Raw genomic sequence first — 13,773 nt, forward strand, 5'->3', positions numbered from 1 at the left:
TTTCCTCACCGGTCGCCGAAGCGGTGAGCCGTCGCGCCGGCGAATTCATTGAAAGCGTTCACAGTCGCTGTCCCGTTCTTCGTGCTCGCCAGATCGTCCTCCAAAGCAGGCTGGCAATCCCACGGCGCCGGCTCCCGCACCTGGCCCCAGATCGGGTTATGAATGGCGAGGTCGATCTGCCGGACAAGTTCCACCATGCCGTCATAGCCGGCATAAGGATGTTGGCGCTCCTGATTGATATCGAGCCACGGTGTCTTGGCCTTCAGAGCGATGAATTGCGTGCGCCCGCCCGACAGCATGATGTCGGCCTTCTGTTTTGAGAGCATGGCGTAAAGATCGCGCGCTGCCATCTGCTCGAACATGTGGTTTTCGTCCTTGAGGATCCGTTTGATCCGCTCCTTGTCTTCGACTGTGGATTTCTTGACCGAGGTGCCGACGATCTCCATGCCGATCTCCATCAGCGCGTGGACGACCGACCAGGACTTCACACCGCCCGTGTTGAGCAGCACGCGCTTGCCTTGAAGCCGCCGGCGGTAGGCCTCGAGGTTCTTCCACGCAATCGCCTCCTGCTCAGCAATCAGCGTCTCCGTGCGATCGAGGATCTCCGCATCGGCGCCCTTCCTCACCAGCAGCTCAGCAATGTTGCGAAGTGCTTCCGAGGTATCGGTTATGCCGTAGAAAGAGCCCTCGAAGTACGGGATGTCCCAGCGCTCCTCCATCTTGCGGGCCAGATTGATCAGTGCGCTCGAGCACACCATCATAGCCGCCCGGGCGCGGTGCGCGGATGCAACGTCGATGTAACGCGCATCGCCCGGTATGCAAGCGCGCACCCGGATGCCAAGCCGATCAAGCAGCGGCTTGACCAGCCAGAATTCGCCGGAGAGGTTGAATTCGCCAAGGATGTTGATGTCGTAGGGCCCGGCGTCGTCGGGTTCCACCGTGCCGATGACATGATCGAGCAACGCTTCGGCGGCGAGTTTGTTGCCGAGGTTCTTGGAGCCGGCCAGGCCCGGCGCATTGATCGGCACCACGGCCAGTCCGAATTTTTCGGCCGCGCGTTTGCACACGGCCTCGATGTCGTCGCCGATCAGCGCCGTCACGCAGGTCGAATAGACGAAGACTGCCGGCGGCGCATATGTTTCCTTGATCTCGCGGATCGCCTTGAATAGCTTCCGCTCGCCCTGCCCCATCACGATGTCGAGTTCGGTGAGGTCTGTTGTGAAGCTTGTCCGCCACAGGGTTGGCCCGGACGAAGCTGCGCCTCTGTTGTCCCAGGAATTGCCCTCGCAGGCGAGCGGCGCATGGACCAGGTGCGCAACGTCGGTGATCGGCTGCAGGACGATCTTGGCGCCGTCAAAGGCGCAGCCGCCGGCTGACGCCCCGGGGGTCAGCGGCTTCGAGCAGCCCTCCTTGCGCGCCTTGGCATCCTTGCCGCGGTTGGTATCGCAGGCGGGCTCGTCGAAAACGTCCTGGATCTTGGCACTGAGCGAGGTCATTGCGTCAGTCTCCGAAGTCCATCGGGCAATGGGCGGCCTCGGCGAAAGGCCGGCACGGGCTTAGCGGGTGAGGTCATAGGAATAGTCCGTCACGCCTGTTTCGCTCGTCTCGCGATCGAGCTTGTCGAATATCTTGTCGAGGATCGTCGTCAGCACGCGTAATCCACCCTGGTAGCCCATGAGGGGAAAGCGATGGTGATGGTGCCGGTCGAAGATTGGAAACATCAGCCGGATCAGCGGCGTGCCGGTGTCGCGCTCCAGATACTTGCCATAGGAATTGCCGATCAGCAGGTCCACCGGCTCTGTAAACAGCAGCGAACGCATCGCCCAGAGATCCTTGCCCGCCCAGATCTGGGCATCCTGGCCGAAGGACGAGGATGCAAGCAATTCCTTCATCTCGGCCTGCCAGGGCGATGTGCCGTTGGTCGCGAGGCAATGTGTCGGCTCGCCACCGGTCTCCATGACGAAGCGGGCCGTGGCGTAGACGAAGTCCGGATCCCCATAGATTGCGTACTTCTTGCCGTGCAGCCATGACTGGCTGTCCGCCATGGCGTCAACCAGTCGGCCGCGCTCCATCCGGATTGCCTCGGGGATCTCCTGGCCGGAAATCGCCGAGACCTTCATCAGGAATTCGTCGGTCGCCTGGACACCCAGTGGATAGTGGAAGGATGCCGTCGCTTGCCCGACCTCGTCGCAATATTCCAGCGTCTTGCGGGTGTTGTAATGCTGCAGCGACAGTGTCGCCTCCGCGTTGAGTGCGCCTTTCAAGTCTTCGATCTTCGTGCCACCGTCATACATGCGGTATTCGCCGTCAGACGGCGTGTCGAACTGGTCTGAGGCGTCTTGAATGACGGTATAAGTGACACCCATCAGGTCGAGGAGGCGCTTGAGTTCTCGGTTGTTTCCGACGCAGAATCCGTCGAAGCCTGGAATGATGTTGATGGTCCCAGCGGCTTGCGAGCGCTCGCTGCCCTTCCAGAAATGCTCCAGCACGCCCTTCACCATGCCGTCATAGCCATCGATATGGCTGCCGACGAAGGCAGGCGTATGCGCGAAAGGCACGTCGAAGTCGCTCGGGACCGAGCCTTCGTTCTTGGCGTTCTCGATGAAGCTCCGCAGGTCGTCGCCAATGACTTCAGCCATGCAGGTGGTCGAGACGGCGATCATCTTGGGGTCGTAGAGCTTGTAGGTATTGGCGAGTCCGTCGACCATGTTCTTCAGGCCGCCAAACACTGCCGCGTCCTCGGTCATCGAGGAGGAAACCGCTGACGAAGGCTCCTTGAAATGTCGCGACAGATGCGAGCGGTAGTAGGCAACGCAGCCCTGGCTACCGTGGACGAAAGACATGGTCCGCTCGAAGCCCGCGGCCGCGAACACCGCACCGAGCGGCTGGCAGGCCTTGGCGGGGTTTATGACAAGCGCCTCGCGAGCGAGGTTCTTTTCGCGGTATTCCCAAGTTTTGGTCAATTCGCCTTGATCGGTGACGATCTGATCAGGGTGAGGACATTCGAAATTCAGTTTCTTGTCGGCAAGCATTTGTCTGTATTCCGGCTCGCGGAACAGGGGAGCATGGTCGAGAACTTTTTCGGCCGATTGCGGCATGGTGGTCACCTTTTCCATCTGGCTGCGGCAAGCGGCAGCACAGAGACATCAAAGCGTTAAAGGGCATCCCGCGTGGATCGAGCGCGCCCCAAGCATTTATCGGCCTCCCTGCCAGGGAGGCAGCCAGTCCTCATTCGGCGGCGACCGCCGTCGGCGGCGCGTCCTTCATCTTTTTCCACGGCGCGCGGTAGAGATCCCAGACCGGGTTGTTGATGGCCAGATCCATGTCGCGGGCGAAAATGGCGAAGCCGTCATAGCCGTGATACGGGCCGGAATAGTCCCAGGAGTGCATCTGGCGGAACGGGATGCCCATCTTCTGTACCGGGTACTTCTCCTTGATACCGGAGCCAACGAGATCCGGGCGGATGCCTTCGATGAACTTCTCCAGCTCATAACCGGTGACGTCGTCATAGACGAGCGTGCCATTCTTCACGTAATGGCCGGTGCGCTGATAGTCGTCGTTGTGGGCGAATTCGTAGCCGGTGCCAACGATCACCATACCGAGGTCTTCGTAGGCAGTGATGACGTGACGGGGGCGCAGGCCGCCGACATAGAGCATCACCGTCCTGCCTTCGAGGCGCGGTTGGTACTTGGCGATGACGGCATCGACCAAGGGCCGGTACTTGGCGATGACCTTTTCGGTCTTCTCCTCGATTTCCGCGCCGAAGTGTTTGGCGATGTTGCGCAAGGAGGCCTCGATCTGGGAGGGGCCGAAGAAATTGTATTCCATCCAGGCGATGCCGTACTTTTCCTCCATGTGCCGGCAGATGTAGTTCATCGACCGGTAGCAGTGGATCAAATTGAGCTTGGCCTTGGGCGCGCGCTCTATCTCGGCGAGCGTGGCGTCGCCCGACCAGTTGCCGACCACCCGAAGTCCAATCTCCTCAAGCAGGATTCGCGAAGCCCAGGCATCGCCGCCAATGTTGTAGTCGCCAACGACGTTGACGTCGTAAGGGCCGGACTCGAACGCGACATCGTCCTTGTCGAAGACCCAATCGCGGATCGCATCATTGGCAATGTGGTGGCCGAGCGATTGTGAAACGCCGCGGAAACCTTCGCAGCGCACCGGTACAATCGTCTTTTCGTGCTCCTTGGCCTTCTTGCGCGACACTGCCTCGATATCGTCCCCGATCAGGCCGATCGGGCATTCGGACTGCACCGAGATGCCCCCACTGAGCGGAAACAAGTCCTCGACCTCGTCGATGATCTTTTCCAGCTTCTTGTCGCCGCCGAAAACGATGTCCTTCTCCTGGAAGTCGGAGGTGAACTGCATTGTCACGAATGTGTCGATGCCCGTCGTGCCGACGTAATAGTTGCGGCGTTGCGACCAGGAATATTGCCCACAGCCGACCGGCCCGTGCGAGATGTGGACCATATCCTTGACCGGACCCCACACCACGCCCTTGGAGCCGGCATAGGCGCAGCCGCGGATTGTCATCACGCCCGGAATGGATTTGATGTTCGATTTGACGTCGCATTCGGAAAGGCCCTTGTCCTCACCTCCGGCCTCGTCCTTGCTCGTTGCGACACTGAGGTGCTTCTTGCGACGCTTCGCCGCCTTGTCTGGATATTGGGACAGCACGTCTTCGATAAGCTTCGCATGCAAGGCGCCGTCATTCTCATAGTCGAGGCCCATGGGACCTGCCCCTTTCAAGGTTCGGGTAACGCCTCGCCGACGAGGCCTTGTTTCGTAGAAAGGGGCGTCAGGTCACGGTCTGCGCCCCCTGTCGGTAGCGGCGATTACTGAGCGACGGCCAATTTCGCTTCCTTGGCCTGAAGCTCGGCAAGCATCTGCTCGTCCGTCTTCATGATGCCGAAGTCGAGCAGCATGTCCTCGAGCTCCTCCATGGTGATTGGGGTCGGGATGGTGCCCTGGCCCGAATTGACATGGATCTTCTCGGCCAACGCGCGGTACTCCCCTGCCTGTTTGGAGTCCGGCGCATATTGGATTACCGTCATCTTCCTCAGTTCGGCGTGCTGGACGATGTTGTCGCGCGGCACGAAGTGGATGAGCTTGGAATTGAGCCTGGCGGCCAGCGCCTCGGAGAGGTCGAGCTCGCGGTCGGTCTGGCGCTCGTTGCAGATCAGCCCGCCGAGCCGCACGCCGCCCGAATGGGCGTATTTCAGGATACCCTTGGCGATGTTGTTGGCGGCATAGAGCGCCATCATCTCGCCGGACATGACGATGTAGATTTCCTGGGCCTTGTTTTCGCGGATCGGCATCGCAAAGCCGCCGCACACCACGTCGCCCAGCACGTCGTAGGAGACATAGTCGACATTGTCATAGGCGCCGTTTTCCTCGAGGAAGTTGATCGAGGTGATGACGCCACGGCCGGCGCAGCCGACACCCGGCTCGGGGCCGCCGGACTCCACGCACTTGATGTCTTTGTAGCCGATCTTGAGCACGTCCTGGAGTTCAAGGTCTTCCACAGAACCTTCTTGGGCGGCGAGATGCAGAACGGTATCCTGCGCCTTTGCGTTCAGGATCAGCCGGGTGGAGTCGGCTTTGGGGTCGCAGCCGACGATCAGGATTTTCTGTCCGAGGTCGACCAGGGCGGCTAGCGTATTTTGAGAGGTGGTGGACTTGCCGATGCCCCCCTTTCCGTAGAATGCGATCTGACGCAGACCTGACATGTTGCTTCCTTCCTTCTTTCCATCCATAGCGGTTACCGCGACTTCAATGCCGGTCGGCAGATCCCGCCGCCTCGCACCGATCGTTTCAAAACTCGTGCCAATTCGGCCGGTTGGATCGAAGAAGAAATTTTATGATTGCTTTTCAGCTGTTTAACATTTGGCAAAAATATTAAATTGGCTAAATAAACTTGTGTCGCGGCCCTGACAAAGGCGACAGGAAATGTCGGATGGCGTTGAGTGAGACGTCGGCCGCGGAGCCCGGAAAGAAGCTAGTTGTCAAAATCTGATGGAGTAGATGCCCCCTCCGACGCCATCGCAATGTGCCAGTTTGGTGATTGCCAGAATCGACCAAGACAGAGACGGCATCCATGGAAGTTACCATCATTGGAATCGATCTCGCAAAGCGGGTCTTCCAGGTTCACGGCGCGGCGAGTGACGGGAAGGTTGTCTTTCGCAAGAAGCTGTCGCGCGCAGTTGCTGCCGTTTCTCGCCGGACAGCCCCGGTGCACGGTGGCGATGGAAGCGCGACCGCCCACGACTGGGGGCGTACGATCGGCGGGCTCGGGCATGCCGTCCGGCTCCTGCCGCCGGTCTATGTGAAGTCCTTTGTAAAGCGGCACGCGGAAGCGGCCCTCAGGCCGACAATGCGCTTCGTGGCTGTCAAAACCGAGGAGCAAGAGGCGCGGTCGATGATCTTCCGCACGCGCGACCTCTTGGTGCGCCAGCGCACGCAGCTGATAAACGCCCTGCGCGGCCACCTCGCCGAAGCACGGGGTCGTCGCCCCACACGGCCCGGCCCACGTGAAGCGCCTTGCGGATGCAATCGAAGACGAGGAAGGCCTCATCCAGCCGATCGTCCGCGACGTTGGTCGTCTCTACCTCCAGCAGATCGCCATCTACAGCGAGACGATCGCCGAGCTCGAGAAGACCCTCCCTTGGCTGTAGATCATCTGGGAGCTCGTCCCGCTGGATTTGGCGCGCTGAAGGAGCGGGGATCAGCCAAATCCGCGAGCGTTCCAAGTGGATTCTGTCCACTCTATCTGAGTTTCAGCCATCTTGCCTTCGAGCCCGCTGCGCGGCTTGCCGGCCAGTTTTCCTCCTGCCATCAGCCGCGCCCAGATCAGCCCTGCCTTGTCGTCGAACGAGAGGATGCGGCCCGCAAACAGCGCCTGCGGCCCCTCAGGCCCAGAGAACCAGTTGTCGAGTGCGTCGCGTTTTTTCCCGCGCGGCTTCTCCAGAACCCTGCGAAGAATTTCCGCAACGGTCAGCGAAGCGATGAACAATCCTCGTCACGCTGTCTCGACATCCATGCCAGGAGCGATTCCGAAGGCTGCGATTTGACGACATCGCTGATGATGTTGGTATCGAGGAGGTAGCGTGTCACAGGTCGATCTTCCGCCCCTCTTCATGGGGGCGGGAAAGATCGAGGTCAGCTCCCACGAGCGGCGAACGACGCAATGCGGCGAGAATCCCGACAAGCTTGGGTGGCTCGCCGGCGATGGTCTGGCTGACAGCAGCGCGCAGGCTAGAGGCATCCGGTCCATCTTCGGCCAGGCGGCGAGCCAAAGATCGAATGAGGTCGCGATCGGCATCGCGGCCAAGCACCTCGAAGCGCGCCAAGCCGCGCTCGCTGAGGCGAGATCGATAGTTTTGAATGGCGCGTTTTTGCGAGCTGCTCATAGCTGCCTCCGACTACAACACACATACATAATACATTCGACATACATCATAACTACAACAAGAAGGAACATACAGATCTAAATAGAAAGACAGTCTTCATTTCTCATTTCCAGTAATATAACCAGAATACTTGGTTTGATCAAGGTGCAGGCAGTCCGGGCAGTGCTCTCTTTCGGTTGAATGGCATCGGTGGGGGACGCGCGATATATGTTACGCGACGGTACTTTTTGACCAGCGTCGAGTTCTTGCGCTGACAAGAGAAATATCTCGGCGCCGACCAGAGGGCGTCGGCCCCAGGACGGGCGAGGCTCGTTCGGAGAACGGCGCGAAACAGGGATTGGTCGATTCGCGCGGCGATGATTGACCACAACGCCTGCTGGACGGGTTCCGCGTGCAGCTGCCCGTCGCTGCCCGCCTTGAGAACTGTCAGAAAATCGCATACATTTCTGACAGGAGCATCCATGCAACGGTTGACCGAACAGATTCTTGCGCACGCGAAAGGGCTGCCAGAGGGCACGCCGGTCGCAGCTAAGAGCTTGCTTCACCTCGGGAATCGCGCCGCGGTGGATCAGGCATTGTCGCGTCTAGCCGAGCGGACGCAGTTGATCCGGGCGGGTCGCGGCGTCTATCTCCTTCCGGTCACGAGCAGGTTTGGCACCCGGGCTCCCTCCGTGGAGCAAGCGATCGACGCGCTTGCCAGCCAGCGCGGGGAGATCATCGTCCCGAGTGGGGCCGTTGCCGCCAACACCCTCGGTCTCACGACACAGGTGCCGGTCCGGTCGGTCTATCTGACTTCCGGCCGCACCCGGAAGATGAGCCTCGGCAAGCAGGTCGTCGAGCTTCGCCACGCGCCTCGTTGGCAGCTCGCCATGGCGCATCGGCCCGCTGGCGAGGCGGTGCGAGCGTTGGCTTGGCTTGGGCCGGAGAAGGCTGAGGCCGCCCTCCAGACACTGAAGCGGAAACTCCCGCCGGGCGCCTTCAGCGAGTTGGTCGCGGTAGCGCCGCAGCTTCCTACCTGGATGGCGCGCAGCGTGGGCAAGGCCGCACATGGCTGATCCCTTTCTCCACCTCCCGATCGAGGATCGGCGGGAGGCGCTCGGCGCGCGGCCGATCGGTCCGGCCGGCCGGCGCATCTCCTCGAGAAGGACGTGTGGGTGGTCTGGGCGCTCGCCACCTTTACGGCTCGGCGCTCGGCGAATCTGGTGTTCAAGGGCGGCACGTCGCTGTCCAAAGCCTATCAGGTTATCCAGCGGTTTTCCGAGGACGTCGACCTAACATACGACATCCGGGCGATTGCACCCGACTTGGTGGGCGACGACGGCGAAGCGTTGCCGGAGACCCGTAGCGAGGAAAAACGCTGGTCCAGCGAGGTGCGCAAGCGCCTGCCCAATTGGGTTGAAGGAAGCGTTCAGCCGATCATCGCAGATGCGCTCGCGGCTGAAGCTTTGGCGGCCGCCATCCGCGTCGAGGGCGAGAAGCTGTTCATCGATTACGAAGCCGCGACGGCTGGCTCCGGCTATGTGGCGCCGAGCGTGATCCTCGAATTCGGAGCACGATCGACGGGCGAGCCCGCGAGCTTGCGCGACATCGCCTGCGACGCGTCTGGCCTGATCGAGGGCGTGACCTTTCCCACGGCTCGTCCACGCGTGATGCATGCGGAGCGAACCTTCTGGGAGAAGGCGACGGCCATCCATGTCTTCTGCCTGCAGAAGCGCCTGCGCGGCGATCGCTTTGCTCGTCACTGGCACGATGTCGCGCGGTTGGACGAAACCGGTTTTGCCGCGTCCGCCTTTGCTGATCGCGATCTGGCGAACGCAGTGGCGCGCCACAAGACCATGTTCTTCGCCGAGAAAGCGCCCGATCGAACGCCCATCGATTACGCGGCGGCTGTCAACGGCGGTCTGCGGCTTGTGCCCGCAGGCGATGGTCTGAAGGCGCTTGAAGAGGACTACGCCCGCATGGTCGACGACGGGCTTCTTCTGGAAGACGCGGAGCCTTTCGAAGCGCTGATGGCGCGATGTGCCGATATCGCCGAGCGAGCCAATTACATCCGCGAATAGAAAAAACTGGGGGGACGGCGCCGTGCGAATTTCGCGGATCAAAATTACAAACTTCGCCAATCGGCGCGCTGCGGCCGGGAATGCTCGATGCGCTGATGGCGGCAGAGCCAAGCCTCGCCGATCAACGCGAACAGGTGGTGCGCATGTCGGCGGCGCTCGCTGTCGGCGGGCCGCTCGCCGACCTGGATCTGGCGAGCCTCGGTGGACGCGACGCGTCGCCTCTCCATCTTAATCTGTTGACGCCGCACTCGGCAAAGGGCTGCGAATATGATGTCGTGATCATGGCGGGACTCGATCTGGGCGGTTTGCCCTGGCGCAACGAGCAGCCGGCGGCGCGCCGCGAAAGCCAACGGCTGTTCTATGTTGGCCTGACGCGGGCCCGCGACGAGATCCATATGTTGTATTCCGGTTACGTCGATACCGGCCGCGGGCGAAGGTTCGGCACCCCGTCCCGTGCAAGAGCGTAGCCGTCGACAAGTGTGGAGATCAGCTCCTTTGCATTGGGAAACCGTTATTTGAGGGTCGGGTCGAGCTTATCGCGCAACCAGTCGCCGAGGACGCTAACGGCAACGGCCGTGATGACAATGACGAGGCTTGGAGCGAGCAGCATCCAGGAGGCGCGGGTGATATACTCGCGGCCGGCCGCGACCATGACACCCAGGCTGGTCATCGGCGGTTGAACGCCGAGGCCGAGGAAGGAGAGTCCGCTTTCCACCAGGACGATTTCCGGAAAGGTCACCGTCGCCGCCACGAGAAGCGTCGCCGCGCTGTTGGGCAGGATATGCCGCAGATAGACACGCAGCGGATGGGCGCCGAGTTGGCGCGTTGCGCTCGCATAGCCCTGCGCGCTGGCGGTGATTGCCAGTCCTCGTGCCAACCGCGCATTCCGCTCCCAGCCATAAAGTCCCATCAGGGCGACGAACAGCGTCAGCGAATTACCGAAACAGGCGAGCATTGCCAGCGCCACGATTAGAAATGGTAGCGAAGCCTGTACGTCGATCATTAGCAGCAGGGCATGCTCGACGAGCCCGCGGAAATACGCGGCGATGAAGCCAATCCCGGTACCGACCAACACGCTGATCGCAGTGGCGCCGAAGGCGACCAGCAAGCTGGTGCGGATCGAGTAGAAAAGACGCGAGGCCACGTCACGGCCCAGATCGTCGGTTCCCAGGACGTGTAGCATCGTTCCGCCAAAGCCGACGGGCGGCGCCAGGCGATGGCGCAGGTCGATGGAAGTGATCTCATGGGGAGCCATCAGCGGCGCGGCGAGCGCCGTGAGGAGCATGAGGAGAACCCAGCCCACAGCAAGGAGTGTCGGCAGGTCCACCGAGCGAGGCGGCGGACGGTTGGTTTTTACAGTTGCCGTTTTCATTGCGATCCTGAGTTTGTTCCACGCAAGCGCGGATCGAACACGCCATAAAGCAGGTCCATCAGTAGGTTGGCCGACGTCATGGTCAGCGCCACGAGAAGGAGGATGACCTGCACCACGGCGAGATCACGGTTCGCAACCGAAACCACCAGCAATTGGCCGATGCCGGGCCAGCCGAAGACGCTTTCCACCAGTACGGCGCCCGCGACCTGGCCGCCGAGCATCAGGCCGAACAGCGTCAGCACAGGAATGATCGCATTCGGAAAGGCATGGTGGCGAACCACCTGCCGCCACGTCACGCCCTTGGCGCTGGCCGCCACGATGTAGAGCTGCGACAGAACTTCGATCATGGCGCTACGCGTGAAGCGCGCGATAATGGCCGCCCCGCCCAGACCAAGCGTGAGCACCGGCAGCACGAAGCTTTCCGGCCGATCCGCGCCGCCGGATGGGAACAGGCCGAGCGTCACGGAAAAGATCAGGATCAGCAATAGCCCGAGCACGAAGCTTGGCACGGTGAAGCCGAACACGGTCAGCATCATCACCGATCGGTCGACCCAGGTGTCGCGATGCATGGCGGCGTAGGCGCCGACCGGAATGCCGATCAGCATCGTGAGCGCCAGTGCCGGCAGCATCAGCGCCAATGTCAGGGGCGCGCGCTCGAAGACAAGCTGCAGGGCCGGTTTTCCAGCCAGCATGGAATTCCCGAAATCGCAGTGAAGTGCCGCCAGGACATAGCGAACATATTGCACATACAGAGGCTGATCGAGTCCCCAATGCCGGCGAAACGCCTCAAGATCCGGGGCGCGGGCGCTGGGACCGAGTATCTGCAGCGCCGGGTCTCCAGAGGCCCGCAGCACCACGAATGTAAAGGTCACCACGATCAGGATCGACAGGCCGGCACGCAGGATCTTGGGGCCGGAGAAACGAAACACAGCACTCATCAATGCCTCACCAAATGGCAGGCGACCTGCCGTTCCGATCCTAGCGGCAGGAGTTCGGGCAGGCTCTGGCGGCAGACATCGCGCGCAAGTGGACAGCGTGGATGAAACGGGCATCCGCTCGGCCGATCGGTAGGGCTCGGCGGTTCGCCTGGCAACGCCACATAATGATCGAATCCGCCCGGAAGCCTCGGCATGGCCGAGACGAGCGCCTGCGTATAGGGATGGGCGGGTTGATCGATAATGGCGTCGGCGCGCCCCTGCTCGACGACGCGGCCAAGATACATGACGACGATCCGGTCGCTGACATGGCGAACGACTCGCAAGTCATGGCTGATGAACAAGAGGCCGAGCCCGAGCTCCTGCTGAACATCCATGAGCAGATTGACGATTTGCGCCTGGACTGACACGTCGAGCGCCGAGACCGGCTCATCGCAAACCAGAAGCGAGGGTTTTGGCGCGAGCGCCCGGGCAAGCACGACGCGTTGGCGCTGGCCGCCGGAAAGCTGATGCGGATAGAGCACGCCATGGTCTTCGCCGAGGCCGACGCTGTGGAGAAGCTCGGCCACACGTTGCTTGCGGCTTGCCGGATCGCCAATCCCGTGAATCGCCAGCGGCTCGGCGATGAGAGCGCTGACAGTCATTCGGCGGTCAAGCGCTGCCAAGGTGTCCTGAAAGACCAGCTGCATCTGGCGCCGCTGCGCGCGCCACTTTTTGCTGTCGATGCGCGGCAGCGGCAAACCCTGAAACAGCACACCTCCCCTGTCCGACGGCTCCAGACCGAGCGCAATACGGCCGGTGGTGGACTTGCCGCATCCGGATTCGCCGACAATGCCGGTCGTCCGGCCCATCTCGACATCCAGCGACACGCCATCGACTGCAACAAGATATTTCCGCGGTCCGTAGAATGGCGAGCCGAGGGGAAAGCGACGGGTGATGTTGTTGAGACGCAGCAGGGTCATTGATACGTGCCGGCGTCCAAACGAAGGCAACTCACCGAATGCCGCGCGGCGACCTGCCGCGGTTCCGGTCGGCTCGTGCCACATGCCGTGATCGCGTGCCGGCAGCGTGGCGCATAGGCGCATCCCGGCGGCAGATTGCGTTGTGGCGGCGCGCCGGCAATGGCGGTCAACCGCATGCGCGGACCGTGCGAGGGCGGAATGGCACCGATCAGGTCGCGTGTATAGGGGTGCTGCGGCGCGGTCAGAAGCGTGTGTTTCGGTGCCGTTTCGACGATCTGGCCCGCATACATGACGCATGCCCGGTCACAGACGGCCGCCACCGCGGCGAGATCATGGCTGATCATGACCAGCGCCATGCCTGTGTCGCGTTGAATATCTTTGAGCAGCAGCAGGATCTGCGCCTGCACGGTAGCGTCGAGCGCGGTCGTTGGCTCATCGGCGATCAGCAGTTCGGGCCGGCCGGCGAGCGCGATGGCAATCATCACCCGCTGGTTCTGGCCGCCCGACAGTTCGTGGGGGTACGCGTTGAGCCTGCTTGCCGCAGCGGCTATCCCGACCTGGTCGAGCAGGCGGCAGGCCTGGGCACGGGCGGCGGCACCGCTGAGGCCACGGTGCAGGCGAAGCGCTTCGGTGATCTGCGCGCCGATGCGATGCACCGGGTTCAGCGCGCTGGCCGGATCCTGGAAGATCATGGCGATGCGTCCGCCGCGCACCCGATCCAAAACGGATTGTCGTGCGCCCACAAGATCGAGATCACCAATCCTGGCCTCGCCCCCGATCTCGGCGGATTTCGGCAGCAGGCCAAGAACCGCCCGCCAGGTCACGGACTTGCCGCAGCCGGATTCGCCAACGATACCCAGGGTCTCGCCTTTGTTCACAGCGAGATCGACACCGTGCAGCACAGGCACATCGCCGAACGCCACCCTCAAGCCAGCAATGCTTATGGCAGGTTTGGTGGCGGAAGCCCCGATGTCATGGGCCGGCAACAGCGCGGCGCCCGCGCTGTTCTGGAAGGACTTGTGCAGCATGGAA

The 13,773-nt window shown here is 61.8% G+C and carries 11 protein-coding genes and 3 pseudogenes; 4 read left to right on the forward strand and 10 right to left on the reverse strand.

The genetic code is table 11. The features are described 5' to 3' along the window. Positions 1-5: 5 nt before the first annotated feature. From nifE to nifH, 4 genes are all read right to left on the reverse strand, one after another. The gene (gene nifE, locus MesoLj_RS34785) at positions 6-1,496 is read right to left on the reverse strand and encodes a nitrogenase iron-molybdenum cofactor biosynthesis protein NifE (RefSeq protein WP_202324346.1); all 1,491 of its coding nucleotides are present in this window, start codon (positions 1,494-1,496) and stop codon (positions 6-8) included. Positions 1,497-1,556: 60 nt separating this feature from the next. Continuing rightward, positions 1,557-3,098, reverse strand: a complete 1,542-nt coding sequence (gene nifK, locus MesoLj_RS34790) for a nitrogenase molybdenum-iron protein subunit beta (RefSeq protein ID WP_202324350.1) — start codon at positions 3,096-3,098, stop codon at positions 1,557-1,559. A gap of 130 nt (positions 3,099-3,228) precedes the next feature. Next, positions 3,229-4,734 carry a nitrogenase molybdenum-iron protein alpha chain gene (nifD, locus tag MesoLj_RS34795; RefSeq protein WP_202324352.1) on the reverse strand — a complete coding sequence of 502 codons (1,506 nt, stop codon included), beginning with the start codon at positions 4,732-4,734 and terminating at the stop codon, positions 3,229-3,231. 104 nt (positions 4,735-4,838) lie between these two features. Next, positions 4,839-5,732, reverse strand: coding sequence for a nitrogenase iron protein (gene nifH, locus MesoLj_RS34800; protein ID WP_006331760.1), 894 nt, complete (start codon positions 5,730-5,732; stop codon positions 4,839-4,841). A 368-nt stretch (positions 5,733-6,100) separates the two neighbouring features. Between nifH and MesoLj_RS36550 the strand changes: the two are divergent. After that, positions 6,101-6,659: pseudogene (locus tag MesoLj_RS36550) on the forward strand (IS110 family transposase); the annotation flags it as partial. Positions 6,660-6,793: 134 nt separating this feature from the next. On the opposite strand, the pseudogene MesoLj_RS34810 reads toward MesoLj_RS36550, so the two are convergent. Next, positions 6,794-7,116 (reverse strand): annotated as a pseudogene (locus MesoLj_RS34810) (PIN domain-containing protein); the annotation flags it as partial. Continuing rightward, complete coding sequence (locus MesoLj_RS34815; protein ID WP_202324357.1) at positions 7,113-7,412, reverse strand: hypothetical protein; 300 nt, start codon at positions 7,410-7,412, stop codon at positions 7,113-7,115. The gene MesoLj_RS34815 and the pseudogene MesoLj_RS34810, both read right to left, overlap by 4 nt. A 461-nt stretch (positions 7,413-7,873) precedes the next feature. Here MesoLj_RS34815 and MesoLj_RS34820 point away from each other — a divergent pair, with 461 nt between their 5' ends. The 3 genes and pseudogenes from MesoLj_RS34820 (at position 7,874) to MesoLj_RS34830 (ending at position 9,939) form a co-directional block, all read left to right on the forward strand. Continuing rightward, a complete protein-coding gene (locus tag MesoLj_RS34820; RefSeq protein WP_096453638.1) occupies positions 7,874-8,467 on the forward strand; it encodes a DUF6088 family protein in 594 nt (197 codons plus the stop codon). Further along, positions 8,460-9,472 (forward strand): annotated as a pseudogene (locus MesoLj_RS34825) (nucleotidyl transferase AbiEii/AbiGii toxin family protein). Before MesoLj_RS34820 ends, MesoLj_RS34825 begins: the two are co-directional and overlap by 8 nt. A gap of 80 nt (positions 9,473-9,552) precedes the next feature. Beyond that, positions 9,553-9,939 carry a 3'-5' exonuclease gene (locus MesoLj_RS34830; protein WP_244730598.1) on the forward strand — a complete coding sequence of 129 codons (387 nt, stop codon included), beginning with the start codon at positions 9,553-9,555 and terminating at the stop codon, positions 9,937-9,939. Between the two features lie 44 nt (positions 9,940-9,983). On the opposite strand, the gene MesoLj_RS34835 is transcribed toward MesoLj_RS34830, so the two are convergent. From MesoLj_RS34835 to MesoLj_RS34850, 4 genes are read right to left on the reverse strand one after another with little or no spacing between them, the layout of a single operon-like run. Then, positions 9,984-10,844, reverse strand: coding sequence for an ABC transporter permease (locus MesoLj_RS34835; protein WP_010913601.1), 861 nt, complete (start codon positions 10,842-10,844; stop codon positions 9,984-9,986). After that, complete coding sequence (locus tag MesoLj_RS34840) at positions 10,841-11,782, reverse strand: ABC transporter permease (RefSeq protein WP_096453632.1); 942 nt, start codon at positions 11,780-11,782, stop codon at positions 10,841-10,843. Before MesoLj_RS34840 ends, MesoLj_RS34835 begins: the two co-directional genes overlap by 4 nt. Continuing rightward, positions 11,782-12,741, reverse strand: a complete 960-nt coding sequence (locus tag MesoLj_RS34845; protein ID WP_096453630.1) for an ABC transporter ATP-binding protein — start codon at positions 12,739-12,741, stop codon at positions 11,782-11,784. Before MesoLj_RS34845 ends, MesoLj_RS34840 begins: the two co-directional genes overlap by 1 nt. Continuing rightward, a complete protein-coding gene (locus MesoLj_RS34850; RefSeq protein ID WP_202324365.1) occupies positions 12,738-13,769 on the reverse strand; it encodes an ABC transporter ATP-binding protein in 1,032 nt (343 codons plus the stop codon). Before MesoLj_RS34850 ends, MesoLj_RS34845 begins: the two co-directional genes overlap by 4 nt. Between the last annotated feature and the right edge of the window lie 4 nt (positions 13,770-13,773).

Source organism: Mesorhizobium sp. 113-3-9, from assembly GCF_016756515.1.
Lineage (GTDB): Bacteria > Pseudomonadota > Alphaproteobacteria > Rhizobiales > Rhizobiaceae > Mesorhizobium.

Bases quoted from the DNA above. Each gene is read 5' to 3' on its own strand.
- nifE (WP_202324346.1), bottom strand. From the start codon at position 1,496: ATGACCTCGCTCAGTGCCAAGATCCAGGACGTTTTCGACGAGCCCGCC.
- nifK (WP_202324350.1), bottom strand. From the start codon at position 3,098: ATGCCGCAATCGGCCGAAAAAGTTCTCGACCATGCTCCCCTGTTCCGC.
- nifD (WP_202324352.1), bottom strand. From the start codon at position 4,734: ATGGGCCTCGACTATGAGAATGACGGCGCCTTGCATGCGAAGCTTATC.
- nifH (WP_006331760.1), bottom strand. From the start codon at position 5,732: ATGTCAGGTCTGCGTCAGATCGCATTCTACGGAAAGGGGGGCATCGGC.
- MesoLj_RS34815 (WP_202324357.1), bottom strand. From the start codon at position 7,412: ATGAGCAGCTCGCAAAAACGCGCCATTCAAAACTATCGATCTCGCCTC.
- MesoLj_RS34820 (WP_096453638.1), top strand. From the start codon at position 7,874: ATGCAACGGTTGACCGAACAGATTCTTGCGCACGCGAAAGGGCTGCCA.
- MesoLj_RS34830 (WP_244730598.1), top strand. From the start codon at position 9,553: ATGCTCGATGCGCTGATGGCGGCAGAGCCAAGCCTCGCCGATCAACGC.
- MesoLj_RS34835 (WP_010913601.1), bottom strand. From the start codon at position 10,844: ATGAAAACGGCAACTGTAAAAACCAACCGTCCGCCGCCTCGCTCGGTG.
- MesoLj_RS34840 (WP_096453632.1), bottom strand. From the start codon at position 11,782: ATGAGTGCTGTGTTTCGTTTCTCCGGCCCCAAGATCCTGCGTGCCGGC.
- MesoLj_RS34845 (WP_096453630.1), bottom strand. From the start codon at position 12,741: ATGACCCTGCTGCGTCTCAACAACATCACCCGTCGCTTTCCCCTCGGC.
- MesoLj_RS34850 (WP_202324365.1), bottom strand. From the start codon at position 13,769: ATGCTGCACAAGTCCTTCCAGAACAGCGCGGGCGCCGCGCTGTTGCCG.